General features: G+C 35.6%; 13 protein-coding genes. 12 read left to right on the top strand and 1 reads right to left on the bottom strand.

Annotation, left to right across the window (positions count from 1 at the left end):
• The first annotated feature begins 461 nt into the window (after window positions 1–461).
• The 3 genes from AC4D4B_RS17325 (at window position 462) to AC4D4B_RS17335 (ending at window position 3,749) form a co-directional block, all read left to right on the top strand.
• Window positions 462–2,060 carry a PTS transporter subunit EIIC gene (locus AC4D4B_RS17325; protein WP_491000619.1) on the top strand — a complete coding sequence of 533 codons (1,599 nt, stop codon included), beginning with the start codon at window positions 462–464 and terminating at the stop codon, window positions 2,058–2,060.
• Between the two features lie 168 nt (window positions 2,061–2,228).
• Complete coding sequence (locus tag AC4D4B_RS17330) at window positions 2,229–2,915, top strand: N-acetylmannosamine-6-phosphate 2-epimerase (RefSeq protein WP_491000620.1); 687 nt, start codon at window positions 2,229–2,231, stop codon at window positions 2,913–2,915.
• Window positions 2,916–2,954: 39 nt separating this feature from the next.
• Window positions 2,955–3,749 carry a MurR/RpiR family transcriptional regulator gene (locus AC4D4B_RS17335; RefSeq protein WP_491000621.1) on the top strand — a complete coding sequence of 265 codons (795 nt, stop codon included), beginning with the start codon at window positions 2,955–2,957 and terminating at the stop codon, window positions 3,747–3,749.
• Window positions 3,750–4,190: 441 nt separating this feature from the next.
• Here AC4D4B_RS17335 and AC4D4B_RS17340 read toward each other — a convergent pair whose 3' ends face one another.
• Window positions 4,191–4,871, bottom strand: coding sequence for an EcsC family protein (locus tag AC4D4B_RS17340; RefSeq protein WP_491000622.1), 681 nt, complete (start codon window positions 4,869–4,871; stop codon window positions 4,191–4,193).
• A gap of 640 nt (window positions 4,872–5,511) precedes the next feature.
• Here AC4D4B_RS17340 and AC4D4B_RS17345 point away from each other — a divergent pair.
• The 9 genes from AC4D4B_RS17345 (at window position 5,512) to AC4D4B_RS17385 (ending at window position 16,478) form a co-directional block, all read left to right on the top strand.
• Window positions 5,512–6,795 (top strand): extracellular solute-binding protein, encoded by a 1,284-nt coding sequence (locus AC4D4B_RS17345; protein ID WP_491000623.1) that lies wholly within the window; start codon window positions 5,512–5,514, stop codon window positions 6,793–6,795.
• A 66-nt stretch (window positions 6,796–6,861) separates the two neighbouring features.
• On the top strand, window positions 6,862–7,737 hold the full coding sequence (locus AC4D4B_RS17350) for a carbohydrate ABC transporter permease (RefSeq protein WP_491000624.1): 876 nt from the start codon (window positions 6,862–6,864) through the stop codon (window positions 7,735–7,737).
• A 13-nt stretch (window positions 7,738–7,750) separates the two neighbouring features.
• The gene (locus AC4D4B_RS17355) at window positions 7,751–8,599 is read left to right on the top strand and encodes a carbohydrate ABC transporter permease (protein WP_491000625.1); all 849 of its coding nucleotides are present in this window, start codon (window positions 7,751–7,753) and stop codon (window positions 8,597–8,599) included.
• Window positions 8,600–8,605: 6 nt separating this feature from the next.
• On the top strand, window positions 8,606–10,330 hold the full coding sequence (locus AC4D4B_RS17360) for a cache domain-containing sensor histidine kinase (protein WP_491000626.1): 1,725 nt from the start codon (window positions 8,606–8,608) through the stop codon (window positions 10,328–10,330).
• Window positions 10,327–11,898, top strand: coding sequence for a response regulator transcription factor (locus AC4D4B_RS17365; RefSeq protein WP_491000627.1), 1,572 nt, complete (start codon window positions 10,327–10,329; stop codon window positions 11,896–11,898). The genes AC4D4B_RS17360 and AC4D4B_RS17365 overlap by 4 nt, the downstream gene beginning before the upstream one ends.
• Before the next feature lie 6 nt (window positions 11,899–11,904).
• Window positions 11,905–13,344: a glycoside hydrolase family 1 protein gene (locus AC4D4B_RS17370; RefSeq protein WP_491000628.1), complete on the top strand. Its 1,440-nt coding sequence runs from the start codon at window positions 11,905–11,907 to the stop codon at window positions 13,342–13,344.
• Between the two features lie 294 nt (window positions 13,345–13,638).
• Window positions 13,639–14,958 carry a hemolysin family protein gene (locus AC4D4B_RS17375; protein ID WP_491000629.1) on the top strand — a complete coding sequence of 440 codons (1,320 nt, stop codon included), beginning with the start codon at window positions 13,639–13,641 and terminating at the stop codon, window positions 14,956–14,958.
• Window positions 14,959–15,319: 361 nt separating this feature from the next.
• Window positions 15,320–15,637: an HIRAN domain-containing protein gene (locus tag AC4D4B_RS17380; protein ID WP_491000630.1), complete on the top strand. Its 318-nt coding sequence runs from the start codon at window positions 15,320–15,322 to the stop codon at window positions 15,635–15,637.
• A 268-nt stretch (window positions 15,638–15,905) separates the two neighbouring features.
• On the top strand, window positions 15,906–16,478 hold the full coding sequence (locus AC4D4B_RS17385; protein WP_491000631.1) for a hypothetical protein: 573 nt from the start codon (window positions 15,906–15,908) through the stop codon (window positions 16,476–16,478).
• Window positions 16,479–16,921: the final 443 nt, after the last annotated feature.

The raw sequence follows: 16,921 nt of genomic DNA on the forward strand, positions 1-16,921 counted from the left end.
ATTGACAATTGCCGTCTTAAAAAGAAAGGATTCATGGCTTGTCACTTTAACATCTAATTAGGGAGTTGGATATTCTTTTTAGGCCATTTAGCCTAATTCAGATTGGGATGCCTTTTGATAATAAGTTTCACCTCTGATACATTAACAAAAAATGAATCAACAAATCTGTTAATGGAACAGGTATATAAATCCTTTTGTCTCAGCACATCTAATGATCTCATAGTAAGTTCATCGTTATAATGATCTCCCAAAGAGATAGCTAGTACATGGTAAATTTGAATAATAGATAAGTTTTATCAGTATAGTAAAATAATTCTAAAAATTATTTGCATATTAATCTGGTACTCTCATATAATAGAAGATAATAAATTACATAAAATGTGATTTATGATAATTATTTTCAAAGGTAATAAATGATTGGTCGAAGGGTTTTATATCTGATTGAAAATGGAGGGATACGAATGTTTGAAAAACTGCAACGTTTAGGAAAAGCTTTTATGATTCCTATTGCTGTTTTGCCAATAGCCGGGATCATGCTTGGTATTGGGGCAGCTTTTACAAATCCCCTTATGGTAGAAACCTATGGGTTGGAAGGAATCCTAGGAGAAGGGACGATCTTGTTTTATATTTTAAGCACCATGTCTGCAATTGGTAATATTGTTTTTGCCAACTTACCTTTGATATTTGCTGTCGGGATTGCTTCAGGGTTAGCATTACAGGAAAAAGGCGCAGCGGGTTTATCGGCAGCAATCGCTTTTCTTGTCATGCATGTTATCGTTGGTACCATTCTAGGTTTCATGGGCCATACACCAGAGATGACAACGGTAGACTATTTCTTATCACAGGGTCTAGATCCAGTTGAAGCAGCAAAGCAGGCAAACGTATATGGATACGAGCTTGGTATTTTTACAGTTAGAATCGGCGTACTTGGTGGAATTATTGTTGGTATATTAGTAGCCTTTTTAGCGAATAGATATTACAACAAGCAGCTTCCAGAAGCACTTTCGTTTTTCTCTGGAGTAAGATTTATACCGATTATTTCAGTATTTGCAATCAGTGTAGTAGGGGTGATTATTCCATTTATTTGGCCATATGTTCACATTGGAATTTCCACCTTCTCAGAATTCTTTGGACGAACAGGACCAATCGGAATGTTCTTCTATGGATCCCTGATGAGACTTCTCAATATCTTTGGACTTCATCATGCGATTTATCCATTATTCTGGTACACCTCACTTGGTGGAGAATTAGAGGTTGCAGGGAAAATCGTACAAGGTGGACAAAGTATTTTCTTCGCACAATTGGCTGATCCGACTGTTACGAAATTCTCGGCTGAAGCAACGAAGTATTTCACGGGTGGATACTTACCAATGATGTTCGGTCTTCCAGCAGCCGCTCTTGCTATGTATCATACAGCTAACAGTAAAAACAAGAAAATTGTGGGTGGTATTCTATTTTCAGCTGCCTTAACATCCTTCTTAACAGGGATTACTGAACCAATCGAATTTACATTCCTTTTTGTAGCACCATTACTTTATGGTATTCATGCCATTCTAGAGGGAATTTCCTATGCTGCTTTATATACTTTAGATGTATCGGTAGGGGTTACTTTCTCAAGGGGTATCATTGATTTTACATTATTCGGTCTATTACAGGGTAATGATAAAACGAATTACATTTGGATTCTCATTCTCGGAATTCCAACAGCACTCATCTACTACTTTGTATTTAAAACACTTATTCTAAAATTGAATTTAAAAACTCCAGGTCGTGGGGAGGAATCTGAGAATAAGTTATATACGAAGAAAGATGCTTTGCTAAAAGACATTGATATCGAGGATGTAATCACAGCCTTAGGTGGAAGAGAAAATCTAGTGGATGTCGATGCATGTATAACTAGATTAAGAGTAACCGTCAAGGATATCGATAAGGTTGCAGAAGACTCCGTTTGGAAAGATGAACTGAAGGCAAAGGGAATCTTTAAGAAAGGCAAGGGTGTTCAAGTCGTTTATGGAGCCCTCGCAGAGATCTTAAAGAATGAGATAAACAACGTTAAATAATCCTAAAAGGTTAATAGGTGGAGCCGTAGCGGTATTATGTTTTTTCGTTCCGCTAATGCTAAGCTACCTCCACTATCTAAGTTTCGTTAAATGTATTTGCTCCATGAGAATCGTGTTCAGATTATAAATCATCAAGGTAGAAAAACAGAAATAGTAGGTGAATAAAAAATGTTAGAACAAATTAAAAAGGGTCTTGTTGTTTCATGTCAGGCCCAAGAGAGTGAGCCTCTTCATAGCTCATTTATCATGTCAAAACTTGCTCTGGCTGCCAAGCAAGGTGGAGCGGCGGGTATTCGGGCAGAATCGAAGCCAGATATTATTGCCATTAAAAAAGAAGTAGATTTACCTGTCGTAGGAATTGTAAAACGAAATTATCCAAATAGTGAAGTCTTTATCACAGCAACAAAACAAGAAGTCGATGAACTAATTGAGACAGGCTGTGAAATGATTGCGATGGACGCAACACTAAGAGAACGTCCAAATAGAGAAACATTAGCTGATCTAGTTTCATATGTAAAAGAGCATTATCCAGTGGTTCAGTTGATGGCAGATATCTCCTCGTTGGAAGATGCGATGAATGCGGAACGATTGGGCTTTGATTGTGTATCCACAACCCTTTATGGCTATACAAATGAGACAAAAGGATGTAAATTATATGAGAATGATTTTGAATTTATCAAAACAGTCTTAAAAAATGTCTCAATCCCTGTAATAGCTGAAGGAAATGTTATCACTCCTGAAATGGCGGGAAGGGTACTTGACCTGGGGGCTTACTCCGTTGTAGTCGGAGGAGCAATTACTCGGCCGCAGCAAATAACAAGTCGCTTTGTTGAAAAAATAAAGAGGGGTTGCTGATCAAAATAAAGGCGGAAGGAGTCATCTATGGTTACGCTCTTGAAGGAAATTCAGTCGAAATATTCTTCATTCTCCGATAAAGAAAAAGGCTTAGCTGATTATTTGCTTTCTTCGCCATCAGAAGCTTCCAAGTGCACGATTAAAGAAATAGCAGAAAAAACGAATGTATCCGTTGCTACGATTACACGATTCTGTAGAAAAGTATCCTGTAAAAATTTCGTGGAATTAAAAATGAACTTAGCAAGAGAAACGCACCATGAAGAAGCAGAAGATATGGATTCCAAAATTAGAAGTCAGTATATGGATGTAATCCGCGATATACAGGGTCTTAACAGTCGCAAATCGATAATGAAAGCACTTAAATTAGTTACAAATGCTAAGCGAATCTTTATCTATGGTCTAGGAAGTTCGGGACTTGCCGCACAGGAATTAAATTACCGATTGAGTAGGATGGGTTTTGCCAGTGAAGCTGTAACTGACCCACACTTAATGATTATTAGAAGTACCTTATTAAAAAAAGGGGATTTGTTATTAGCCATTTCACGTTCTGGACAAACCTGGGAGTTAATTTCATCCGTTAATGAAGCAAAGAAAAAAGATGTTAAATTAATTTCTCTGACAGCTTATGACAATACATATCTAACAAAATTATCGGATGAAGTGCTATGGACCGTCCATCCCGTTCGAAATGCCTATCTATCGACCGGACTTGATTTAAGCGCGCTTTACCTCATCGATTTAATTAGTATGCATTTCCTGGAAGATCCAACTAGGAAAAAAATCTATCAAGAGACTATATCCGCAGTATCATCTCAGATTCATATAAATAGTTGAAATTGAGAAGTTTAATATACTCCTCCTAAGAGAGTTGATTTGTTTAAAATCAGCCTACCTTAGGAGGAGTATTTTTTTGTAAAAAGATATTCCTATTATTGATCTGTCTTTTCAAAACGTTAAGTATGTACAATATATTAAGTACGGTCGTGATATCGAGCTAATATTTCATGTTCCTAAAAATATTGAAGATGCTAATTGTAAATATTAGGATACTCGTGCTTAGGTTTATATTGGTGAGTTCATTCAACAAATTATAAATTAAGAATACCATGGAAAGGTAATAGGTCATTCATTGGCATTCTAGAGTGTAATAATTGAAGATAAAAAATACATACTATATTACCTCTGTATGATGAATATTAGAGAAAGGAGGTAGAATACGTTACTCGGAAAACCGAGTATTTATCTAACATTAAAATGTACATTAAGGTAAGGTTATTACAACATATCAATAATATCAGGTTCGTCATCATTATATGATTTAGGCTCTTGAATAAACATCTTCTTGGCTAAGTTACCTATTGTATTGGTTGCAAAAGCATCTACAGTTCCTCCAATAATTCCACCTGCTACAGGAACCATTTTACTTAAATTAATGACTCCTTTTTCTCCAAACTTTGTTAGTAAACGAAATCCTACAGCTTGATTAATTTTTTTAATAACCTCAAAAGGTATTTTTTTTATACCCGTTACTGCAAGCTTCCTACCAATTTGAATACCCGTATTTTTAAGAATGTCTTTAGCTCCGTTTCCTGCTAAACATACATAAACAAAAGTTTTAACCTGATCATCTTTTAGATCATATCCACCCATATGTGCAATAGCTGCTACCATTCTCATTTGTACGAATATAACACTAGTTATATTTGCAGGGACAGCAACTGGCAAAGTAATAAGTCCTCCTACTCCTGTTAAGAAGCCACTTGTGGCACTTTTAGTATTTTGCCAATTAATTAAACTTTGAACTTTTTGATCAAGTGTGCCACTTTTTTGTAAATAACTTTCAGCTAACTCTATGGCTGTATCCATTCCAGCTATTCCGCCATTAATTGCTTTATCATAAGACCAATCTAAGGCATTCATTATAGCATCGTGGGTTAATCTTTTTTTCTCGTCCACTATATATTCACCTTACCTCTCAGTATTATACTAATATTATAAGTTATTTATCTGACTGTGCTAATTGTTTAATCGATATTATTGTTATCAAAACTAGTTTTTTCAGCACTTGCGGATAACCGTCCATATTTCTAATAGAATCCTTTAATAATTCTGTGGCTTCATACCATTTTCTTTACTATTGGAAGCGAAGTAATCTGTCCAGCTTTCATATTCGGAAATTTTGTACAACCTACTAATAATTTCTTCATTTAAATACCTCCGTTGATAAAAATAATTATATAAAAGTACTTCTCTATTTTTGTCTCTTCTTGTGTGGAGTATATAAAGATAAATTCGGTCGAGGATCTAGATAATCTATCTTTAACAACAGATTAGTACTGGAAATAATACAGAACTCAGAAAAACGCTTTTTAAGAGTATATAGACCCTCGGCTGCATAAGATGTACAAGCACTCTTTCTAATTTAGACTGAAAAAGGTGAGAGGAAACAGTCCTTGTACTTAACCATTACATCCCAACCACCTTTCCCAAGAATTTTAGATGTTTTTATAGGTTTGTAGGATATTTCAATCAGTAGGTAAGCGTTATAATGAATTTTGTAAGCGCTTTAATTTATATGATAAAGGGGGAAAAGACGATGAAAAAATTAGGTTTAGTCCTAATGGGGTTACTGACGGTGCTAGCTTTAGCTGCGTGTAGCGATGATGATGAAAAAGCAGGTCAATCCACGAAGGACGGGGCAATTGAGCTTACGCTTTGGACTGACTGGACTGAGGATCGGCCGGAAAATACTCTTTACAAAGACATTATTTCTAAATTCAATAAAGAACACGATGATATTCAGGTTAAGGTAGAGGCCATACCACATGACCAATATGAAACTAAATTAAGAACACAAGCAGCTGGAAACCAATTACCTGACATGATGCGTGTATGGCCCGGGGCGAGAACAGAGCCTCTAGCTGAAGGCGGAGCGATTCTTCCATTAAACCCAATCGTTGAGAACTGGGATGGAGTCATTCCTGATGCCATTCTACAAGACTATGCGTTAGATGATAATTATTACGCAATCCCTTCAAACATCAGTATTACAGGATTAATTTACTATCATAAGGATATTCTTCAAGATGCAGGGTTTGATGAGTTTCCAAAAACATATGAGGATTTAAAAAAACTTGTAAAAGCACTTAATGATAAAGGAACGACTCCAATCTCTTTAGGTAACAAAGCAATTTGGCCATTGCAATCTGTTTACATCTCTACAATTGCTGATCGCTTTACTGGGAGTGATTTCTTAGAGAATACATTAAACGGAGATGGCAGCTTTGAGGATCCTCAATTTATCAATGCCTTATCTGTGATCGACGAATTAACAAAATTAAAGGCATTTAATGAGGATATGAATACTCTTGATGAAGCTCAATCGCGAAATGAATTCATTAAAGGAACTGCAGCGCTCCACTTTGCTGGTTCATGGGCACTTGGGCCAATCTTAGACAGTGTAGAAAATATTGATAACATTGGTGTAGCTCCATTCCCTACATTTGAAGGTGGTAAAGGGGATCCTGCCAAGATTGCTGGTGCTGCTGGCGGGGGGATTGCCGTTAACAGCAAGTTAAGTAAAGAAGAGCAAGAGGCTGCTTTCACATTCTTAAAATACTACTATGGTGATGAATTATACCAAGGCTTAATCAAAGCGAATATTATCGTTCCGGCTACTGTTGAAATGGATGACAGCATTCCACAAATATTCCAGGATGCTAATAGCTTTGCTCAAGGTGGATTAGTGCCAGTATATGATGCAACCTTAACTCCTGAACTTACAGATATTATTAACAATGGCTTGCAATCTATTACCTTAGGTGACAAAACACCTGAACAATTAGCGGAAGAGATGCAGAAAGAAAATAAAAGTAAATAATCGTCTATAAGTTCTTTCACAGGTTACTTCATGCAAGTAACCTGTGAATGTTTAGGGGGGAAGAAAATGAAATTAACTAATAAGACTAAAGGGGCGTTTATTCTAGGTATAATGCCTGCTTTCTTACTATATATTGTTTTTGCCATTTATCCGATTCTCCAATCCTTCTATTATTCACTCATGGATTGGAACGGATTCAATGAAATGACCTTCGTAGGGTTAGATAATTTTAAAAAGCTATTTGCGGATTCTCTATTTTGGAACTCTGTCAAAAATAATATATACGTAGTCTTAGTCTCTGTGCTGGGTCAAGTTCCACTTGCTTTATTTTTTGCCCTTTTATTAAACCGTAAACTGAAGGGTGCAAAATTATTTAGAACAATTGGGTTTCTGCCAGTTGTTTTATCAACCGTTGTAATCTCCTTAACCTGGAGTTTGATTTTCAATTCCCGTAATGGATTAATCAATGAATTTTTACGATCAATTGGGTTAGATTCACTCGCACAAAATTGGCTGGGAGATACAAAGTGGGCAATGGCATCTGTCTTAGTAGTTGTTGTTTGGCAGTTTGTTGGTCTATACTTAATTATTTTTCTGGCCGCATTACAAAATATACCTACTGAAGTATTAGAAGCCGCTAAAATGGATGGTGCATCGGAATGGGCAACAACCTGGAAGATTACGATTCCAATGATTTGGGAGACCATTCTAGTGGCGATTACGCTTTGTATTGCAGGCAGTTTGAAAACATTTGATTTAATCTATGTCATGACACATGGTGGTCCAGCACATTCAACGGATGTTATGGCGCTCTATATGTTTAATGAAACATTTTCGAAATTACAGTATGGTTATGGTAGTGCAGTATCCGTATTTATTTTCTTCTTTAGTCTAATTTTAATTGCGATTGTAAACAAAGTATTAGGAAAGAAAATGATTTAGGAGGTGGGTATAGATGGCGAAAACAAACGAAATACCTAAGAAAAGAAGCTTTAAAAAACTAAGCATCTATATAGCATTAATCATATTTGCAATCATTAATGCATATCCAATTATTTGGATGGCAATCAACTCCTTTAAATCTGAAAAGGAGTTTGCAACAAACCAATTTGGGTTTCCTAAGAAATTTATAGTAGAAAACTATACGGCTGCTTGGGACATTGCTAACTTGGGTGTCCTGTTTAAGAATAGTATTTTTATTACTGTAACAGCGACTGTATTAACCGTTTTTATCGGGGCGTTAGCATCTTATTTCTTATCTCGATTTGATTTCAAGATGAGCAAGTGGTTATATGGATTTTTCATCTTTGGATTATTAATACCAATCCATGCCACATTAGTACCCATGTTTATTCTAATGAAAAATTTAGGACTATTGAATACACCCATCACCTTACTCTTTCCGTATATCGCTTTTCATTTACCCATTACGATCTTTATTCTCACAAGCTTTATGAAGGGATTTCCTAAGGATATCGAAGAATCTGCCATCATGGACGGATGCGGCGTTTTTAGAATATTCTGGTCCATCATTCTCCCTATGTCACGTCCGGCAATCGCTACAACGGTGATTCTTAATTTCATCTACAACTGGAATGAATTTTCATTTGCGTTAGTTTTAATTAATGACCCAGAGCTTCAAACATTGCCGCTTGGTTTAGCAAACTTTGCAGGTCAATTTACAACCGACTATGGTGCACAAATGGCTGGTTTAACGATGTCTTTGATTCCAATTGTCATTTTTTACATGATTTTTGAAAAGAATATTGTTAAAGGTATGACAGCTGGTGCGGTAAAAGGGTAGATGAAAATGATTCGAAATTGGGGCTTAAAAAAGAAGTTTATGATTATATTCCTTGTTTTCATAACACTTCCAACAGTATGCTATGGAATACTCATTTACTACCAAACAACGGAAGTACTTAAAAGTAAGTTGGAAGAGGATATCATAGAAATGCTGGAAAAAGATGAACAAAGCCTTTTGTCCATTATGCGCGATGTTGAAAGTATGTCTTCCTATATGATTTACAGCGAGGACTTCCGAGCATTTTTTAAAAATACGGATGAAATTCCTCTTGCGGATAAAAGTAGTATGGACGGGATAAAAGGCTATTTTACTTTTCAATTGATGTCAAATGAGTATATATCCTCCATCTTGTTAAAAGGAGGAAATGGCGAGGAGCTGGCATTTGGTGAACCTGTTTTCGGAAACGAGGATAAGTTAGATCAGGCTGCTATAGATGGAAAAGGATCTTCAATTTGGAGTGATACCTATGGGGTTACCAGTGGATGGGACGGAAAAAAATATGTTATCAGCCTTTCTAGAGTCATTAACGACTTAAATAAGATTAATCAACCAATTGGCATCGTAAGAATCCGTCTCGATCAGGAAAAAATCAAGAAAAATTTAGAAGTGAAACAAGGAAATTACCTGGTCATGTCAAAGTCAGGTGAAGTTATTCTTCATTCTAATCAAGAGTTACTAGGAAAAAAATACAATGATCCTGCCTTTATCGATTGGGTCAATCATAGTGAAAACCTAGCTTATGATTTTACAAAAAACAATCATACCTACAAAGCTGTTAAAAAAAAGCTGAGTGGGACAAATTGGACATCTATCGTGATTGTAAATGAGGAGCACCTGGTCAAGGAACTATATACCGTTCGAAATTCGATTCGTAATATGATTTTTCTTCTTCTCGTATGTGGAATCATCGCTTTTTATGGATTTTATCGCTCTAATATAAAAAGAGTAATTGAATTAACTGGCCAAACACACCAGCTTGAGAAAGGGGACTTCTCTGCGAATGTGGGCGTTTCAACAAATGATGAAATTGGTCAACTGGGGAAGCAATTTAATAAAATGGTCAAAACAATCCAAAGACATATTGATACAGAATACAAACTGACTATTAAACAAAAGGAATCTGAATTAAAGTCACTCCAGAATCAAATTGATCCACATTTTCTTTACAATACATTGGACATGATTCGATGGACCGCACGCCTTGAAAATGCGATGGAAACAGGTCAGCAAATTGAACAGCTTTCAAAAGTGTTCCGTATGAATTTAAATAATGGTAAAATGTGGGTTACAATAGAGGAGGAAATAGCCTATATTGAATCCTATTTAGAAATACAGAAAAGCCGCTTAGGAGAACGTCTGTCTTTTTACATTTTTATTGATGAACAAATCAAACGCTCTTACATAATGAAGCAATTAATGCAGCCACTAGTTGAAAATTGCATCCAGCACGGTTTTAAAGAATTACCCAGACAAGGAATCATTACCATTCGCTGTTATCAGGCGGAAAATCAGTTATGGATAGATGTGATTGATAATGGTAGGGGGTTCGAAGAAGGTACGCAAGATACAGGTTATGCAATGAAAAACCTAAAGGAACGTTTAGAGATTGCGTTTGGAGAACCTTATGGTTTGCTGGTGTTAGAAGCTGAATCCGGAGCATTGGTAAGGCTAATCCTGCCACTACTTTGGCAGCCCATAAACGTGGAGAAATCAGGTGAACACTCGTGACTTTTAAAATGTTAATAGTGGATGATGAACCTATTATTTCCCGTGGTCTGCGTTTAACGATTCCCTGGGAGACCATCGACGTCGAAGTAGTAGACACAGCACATGATGGTGAAGATGCCATCGAGAAGGTCATACAATATGGCGAAATTGATATTGTTATTACAGATATAAGGATGCCAAAAATGGATGGTTTGCAGCTGGCGCGTTTTCTGTATGAAAATTACCCTCAGATTCGGACGATTATTCTTAGTGGATTTGAAGAATTTGAGTATGCCCAGCAAGCTATAAAATTGGGTGTAGATAATTATTTTCTTAAACCGGTTGATATTAATGAGCTCATGGAAAATGTTAAAGAGATAACGAACGAAATGAATCAAAAGCGGCAGCAAAAAAAAGAACGGGACAAAATAGGATTGAAAAATGCAATTCTCCAACAAGTAACAAATTTACAGAGGTCTGCACCTGCTAAATCAGACCATTACAACAGCTTCATGATTTATCCATTTATTAGTATGCATAAAAATTATATGCGAAAAATGTATAGTTTTTCAGAAGGTGAATATGAAGCGTTTTTAGGTGGATGGGAGAAAAGCATTGAGAGGAAACTGCGAGAATATGGACTTACCTCTTATTCGTTCTTTACGGAAAAAAATATATTAGTCACCTGTGTTCATAATGAAGATGGTCGGAAAGTGACGTCGGATATCCGGCAAAGCTTGATTCGAACTGATGGATTTACTCTACAATTTGTTTGGAATGATGAGTGGATTCCTGTTGAAGATTTCAAGGATGTACTAACAGAACTACTAAATAAAGGAAGTTATTTGGCTTTCACAGAGAGTAATAGCCTCGTAGTTTCAGATCAATTGAGACGGGATACCGTTCAATCGTATCCTACTAAACTTGAAGAGCAATTAATAGATGCTATTATCCAGATGAAGGATTTGGACCTACATACTTTTACAAATGAATTATTCGGATACTTTACAACACATGAATTTTTCCTGGATGAAGCTGTTCAGGTTTGCAGAGAGCTAATTAATAAAATTTTGGATCACTATAAGTCTCTGAGTGGGAAACAGGTAAGGAAATGGGATCTTTATTACAGCGACAGCATAAATGTTCATGAATATAACTCATACGAATTATTGAAAGAACTTTTTTATCTGGACCTTTCCTCCATTCGTAAATATCAATCTGAACTGAAGAATTTTGACAAACAGGATTTGTTAATCAATCACGCGAAGGAATACATACATGAATACTACAGAACGAATATTAGAGTTCATGAAGTAGCGGAGGTCCTTAATATAACCCCCAATTATTTCAGTTCTCTATTCAAGCAGAAAACAAGCGTTAATTTCAATGAATACGTTAACCAATTAAGAGTGGATGAAGCAAAGATCTTACTTGCGGAGACTCCTTTTAAGGTAAACGAAATATCCGAACAAGTAGGATTCCATGAATATAAGTATTTCGTGGGAGTGTTTAAAAAACTGACAGGAATGACTGCGACGGACTATCGGAAATTTAGAAACCTGCAAGATAGAAAAACTGGGGAGAGATAATAATAGATGGAAAAAATAACGTTGAAGCTACCAAAGGACTTTATTTTAGGAGCATCATCTTCTGCATGGCAAACTGAAGGCTGGACCGACAAAAAAGAGTTTCAGGATTCATACTTAGACCTATGGTATAAAAAGAATAAGAATGTTTGGCATAACGGATATGGACCTGCTTCTGCAACTGATTTCTACAATCGCTATAAAGAAGATATCAGTTATATGAAGGAAATTGGTCTTACCCATTTTAGAACATCAATCAATTGGTCTCGTTTTTTAGTGGATTATGAGAATGCTGTTGTGGATGAAGAATACGCAAGCTTTGTCGGAAACGTTATTGATGAATTAATTAGAAATGGCGTAGAGCCAATGATCTGTCTGGAGCACTATGAATTGCCTGCTTATTTATTTGAAAAATACGGCGGCTGGGGTTCAAAGCATGTGGTTGAATTATTTGTAAAGTATGCGGAGAAGGTATTTGAACGTTATGGGAATCGTGTGAAACACTGGTTCGTATTTAATGAGCCAGTTGTAGTCCAAACACGCATATACTTAGATGCGATTCGGTGGCCATATGAACAGAACACAAAAAAATGGATGCAGTGGAACTATAATAAAGGGCTTGCTACTGCTAAAGTAGTGAAGTTATTTAAGGAAATGGGATTAAAGAATCAAACAGGAGCCAAAATTGGGACCATCCTTAACCCAGAAGTTACCTATGCTCGTTCATCCTCTGAACACGACCAAAAAGCAGCTAGAATGTATGACCTGTTCTTCAATCGTGTATTCTTAGATCCAGCCATTAAGGGTGAGTATCCACAGGAATTATTTGAGTTAATGGAAAAACATAATATTACTTTTGAACACACCTCTGAAGAGTTGCAGCTCATTAAGGAAAATACGATTGATTATGTAGGTATTAATCTATATTTCCCACACCGTGTCAAAGCACGCACAACTGCATGGAATGCAGAAACACCTTTCCACCCTGAATACTATTATGAAAAACACGAGCTAGTAGGTAAGAAAATGAACCCGTATCGAGGCTGGGAAATCTACCCGCAAATTATGTTTGATATGGCGGTCAGATTAAAAGAAGAGTACGGAAACATTGAATGGTTTATTGCTGAAAATGGAATGGGTGTAGAAAATGAAGGCAGATTTAAGAATGAAGAACAAATCATTCAGGATGATTACCGAATTGAGTTTATAAGCGAGCACTTAAAATGGCTCTTAAAGGCAATCGAAGAAGGAGCCAACTGTAAAGGCTATATGCTATGGGCATTCACCGACAATGTATCACCAATGAACGCATTCAAAAACCGCTATGGTTTAGTTGAAATTAATTTAGACGATAACCGAAATCGAGCACTTAAGAAATCCGCTTACTGGTATAAACAAGTAATTGAAACAAAAGAATTTGAAGCGGAGAATGATGATTTTTATAGGTGAGTTGGGATGAGTATTTCAGAATGTAACTAACCTCCAAGCCTGTGAAATCAAATTGATTCAGTAGGATTAATGGATACTCAGATGATAGCCAGCTATATGGACAGTCTTATTTTAAGCTGCTAAAAAGGCTATATTTTTAAAAAATATATAAAATAAGTCTGTGAAAGATACATTTAGATGATATATATATGGTAATGTATTATCTTGTTTTGAGCATAATAGGGAAATAGACTATGGTGTAAAGTATACGTTATATTAATTGAAAAATTTAATTAAGGAACGGTGAAGATTTTTTTGGACAGCATTTGGACCTCAATTGTAATTTTGTTAATACTTATCGTGGCAAATGGTATATTTGCTATGACCGAAATTTCAATTGTTACATCTAAGAAGAATAGACTAGAAAAATTGCGTGATGAAGGAAATTCCAGTGCTAGTTATGCTTTGAAATTAGCGGATGACCCAAATCAATTATTGTCGACTATTCAAATCGGAATCACTTTAATTGGGGTAATTACAGGTGCATTTGGTGGTGCAACCATTGCAAGCCAGCTAGCTGTTTATATTGAACAAATTGATGTTCTTGCTTCTTTCAGTAATGAGCTAAGTCTTATCGTTGTTGTAGGACTTTCGACTTACTTATCATTAATTATTGGTGAGTTAGTTCCAAAACGAATTGGTATGGGAAATCCAGAAAAAGTAGCATGTGCAGTAGCAAAACCAATGTATTATTTTTCAAAAGTTGGACGCCCAATTATTTGGTTTTTAAGCAAGTCTACTGATTTTGCATTAAAATTATTAAGAATAAAACCCACAAACCAACCGAATGTAACCGAAGAAGAAATAACCCAATTAATTGAACAAGGTGTTCATAGTGGGATTGTTGAAGAAATAGAACAGGATATGGTAGAACAAATTTTCTATTTAGGGGACAAACGACTGAGTGATATTTTAACACCTCGTACGCAGCTTGTTTATATTGATTTAGATGATTCGTTTGAAGAGAATATGAAAAAAATTAATGAAAGTCATTACTCCAAATTTCCCGTTGGCAATGGAAGTTTAGATGATTTTCAAGGAATCATTCATAAAAAAGATCTTTTATCAAGAATTGTGGCAGGAGAGAATTTTTCTTTAGCGGATTCTGTCAAGGATACCCTCGTCCTGCCAGAACAAATGAAAGTATTTCGGGCATTGGAAACATTGAAAAAATCCGGCCAGCATGAAGCCGTTATTATTGATGAGTATGGCGGAATTGAGGGCTTTGTCACTCTACATGATATTATGGAAAATATTATTGGAGAAATGCCTGAAAAGGATAATGAAGAAGAGCCGCAAATTATAGAGAGAGATGGAAACTCATGGTTGGCAGATGGTCTTGTTTCGATTGATACGTTTATTAGGTATTTTGATTTGGAAGACTTTACGATTCTTAACCAAAGTAAAAACTTCCACACGTTAGGTGGATTTATTATAAATAAAATTGGATATATACCAAAAATCAAAGACACCATTCAAGTAGATGACTTACAACTTGAAGTAGTGGACATGGATCGTGCCCGAGTAGATAAAGTGTTAATCACAAGACTAGAAAGAGACTCAACAGAAGAATGATATAAGATGACCTAATTAATGGTCATCTTTTTTATGTGGAATATGTATTAATCAAACTCTCATAAATTGAAGGAGTTAAATCTAAAGAAACGTTAAAAGTCCTAGGAATCATTTTCGATTCTCTAAGGCTTTTTTAATTTTGTGTAATTTTATTGGCAATGAAACAAAGAAAAGGTGAAGGAGCTAAAAATGGTTCCTATTTAGATGATACACGATCCGATAAGAACCTGTGAGCTGCCTTATCTCTTTTATGTGACAATCTAAAAGGCTTTCTACAAGGGATCACTGAAACTTATTTTTGTGAAATTCGTAAATATATATAGAGTAAAGTAATAAAAAGTGTCGCATGGAGGGGATAGAAATGGCAGAGAAATATATATCCGTTGTAGGTGTTTGTCATTATTTTGGAGCGGATATTTTCAAGGTTGGTCAGAAGATAATCTTAAGAAAAGACTTTGATAATAAGCATGATGATGAAGCAATTCAAGCCGAGCTCGATACAATTGGCAAGGTTGGTTATGTGGCTAATAGTTATCAGACAGTTGCAAAAGGAACCCGCAGTGCCGGCAGAATCTATGATACATTCGAGGACGTATGCATGGGACAAGTGGCTTTCATTGTAAAGGATACAATCATCGTAGAGTGCTTAAATCAGATCTGCCTGAAAGAATGGCATTAATTTTGAAGTGTTAAACGTAAGTGAAGTAGAGATACGCCGTCCTTAAAGTGAAAGTCTTATTTTAGTAGAGGCTGTGGGTGGCTCTCGCAAGATTTTGATTAAGTTGGAAGTAGAAACTAAAACGGAAAAGGCAGGATATTCATATGGAGTTGCTGACTTTATGTGAAATAATTGTTATAATTTAACAAAAAACCACCGTAGGCGGAGAAAGCTATGGAGACTGGAGTCTATACTTGTGAAGAATTTTTTTCTATCTACTTCTTTACTTATGACGGTAGTTTTAGTCTTGTTTCTACCTCTCATGGTTATTTATGCTTTGATTATTCATTTTACAGGCCAGTATTATGAGAATTTAATCTATTTAATTCTGTTTCTTTTTCTGTTGTGTCTTATAGATATGGGAGTGGGGACTATTATTGATAGCTTTCTTCACGCCGTAACGGACATTTATAAGGATATCTTTGTCAATAAGTTGATTGCGAGTATCTTAACTTTCGCTGGTAGTTATATAGTTATTAGCGCACTTGATTACTTTTTTACAGTCATCAATCTTTCTACAACTGTGAAAATAATTATCATAGCTATTCATCTTGTTGCTTCGCTGCTGTTTGATAAAATTGACCAAAGTGTGGATGGAAAGAATGAAACGGATGAAACCGATAGTGATATTTATCAAATAGATCCAATGATAGAAAACGAAATCGCTTCTTTGTTAAAATCTGAAATCAATTGGGTTGAATGTGTCAAGATAATCAAGGACAAGCATCCGGATGTTCCTAAAGAAAGAATTGTAGCTGTAACCCGAAAGTTACATATGGATAATAAAAATTCTTCTTTTTAAAAGTAAAGAAGTAGAAGAGCTGCCCTTAGTGGGCGGCTTTTTTAGTAGAGACACTTTTAACAATATTTTCAGTTTATCTGCTCTAGTATGCTATTAAATCACCTTTTAAAGTGGATTAGGAGGGTTTATCTTTAATAACATTTGTTCGTTACCAGTAATTTTTATTACACCAATCTCTTCTAATTGGATTAGATTAATGATTGCTATAGCTATTACTGGGGTTACGGTATTATGGTTATATTTAAAGAGTACTCTAGTGAATCTGCAAAAAGAGGTGTAGATAGAAAAATGTATTGTTTTAGGTGCCTATATGCAATATACTACCTTTGTGAATTAACATACAAATGAAAAAAACAATGCACATGATCATTAGCCAATCACAGGCTGATGATTGGTTAAGAGTTTGTTGAATAGGCATTGTTTCGCTTAAAGATTTGTCATTC

The sequence above is a fragment of the Pradoshia sp. Z6_59 genome (assembly GCF_058267515.1).

Coding starts and splice junctions, on each gene's coding strand:
- AC4D4B_RS17355 (WP_491000625.1), top strand. CDS start 7,751: ATGGCGAAAACAAACGAAATACCTAAGAAAAGAAGCTTTAAAAAACTA.
- AC4D4B_RS17370 (WP_491000628.1), top strand. CDS start 11,905: ATGGAAAAAATAACGTTGAAGCTACCAAAGGACTTTATTTTAGGAGCA.
- AC4D4B_RS17380 (WP_491000630.1), top strand. CDS start 15,320: ATGGCAGAGAAATATATATCCGTTGTAGGTGTTTGTCATTATTTTGGA.
- AC4D4B_RS17385 (WP_491000631.1), top strand. CDS start 15,906: ATGACGGTAGTTTTAGTCTTGTTTCTACCTCTCATGGTTATTTATGCT.
- AC4D4B_RS17345 (WP_491000623.1), top strand. CDS start 5,512: ATGAAAAAATTAGGTTTAGTCCTAATGGGGTTACTGACGGTGCTAGCT.
- AC4D4B_RS17350 (WP_491000624.1), top strand. CDS start 6,862: ATGAAATTAACTAATAAGACTAAAGGGGCGTTTATTCTAGGTATAATG.
- AC4D4B_RS17360 (WP_491000626.1), top strand. CDS start 8,606: ATGATTCGAAATTGGGGCTTAAAAAAGAAGTTTATGATTATATTCCTT.
- AC4D4B_RS17325 (WP_491000619.1), top strand. CDS start 462: ATGTTTGAAAAACTGCAACGTTTAGGAAAAGCTTTTATGATTCCTATT.
- AC4D4B_RS17330 (WP_491000620.1), top strand. CDS start 2,229: ATGTTAGAACAAATTAAAAAGGGTCTTGTTGTTTCATGTCAGGCCCAA.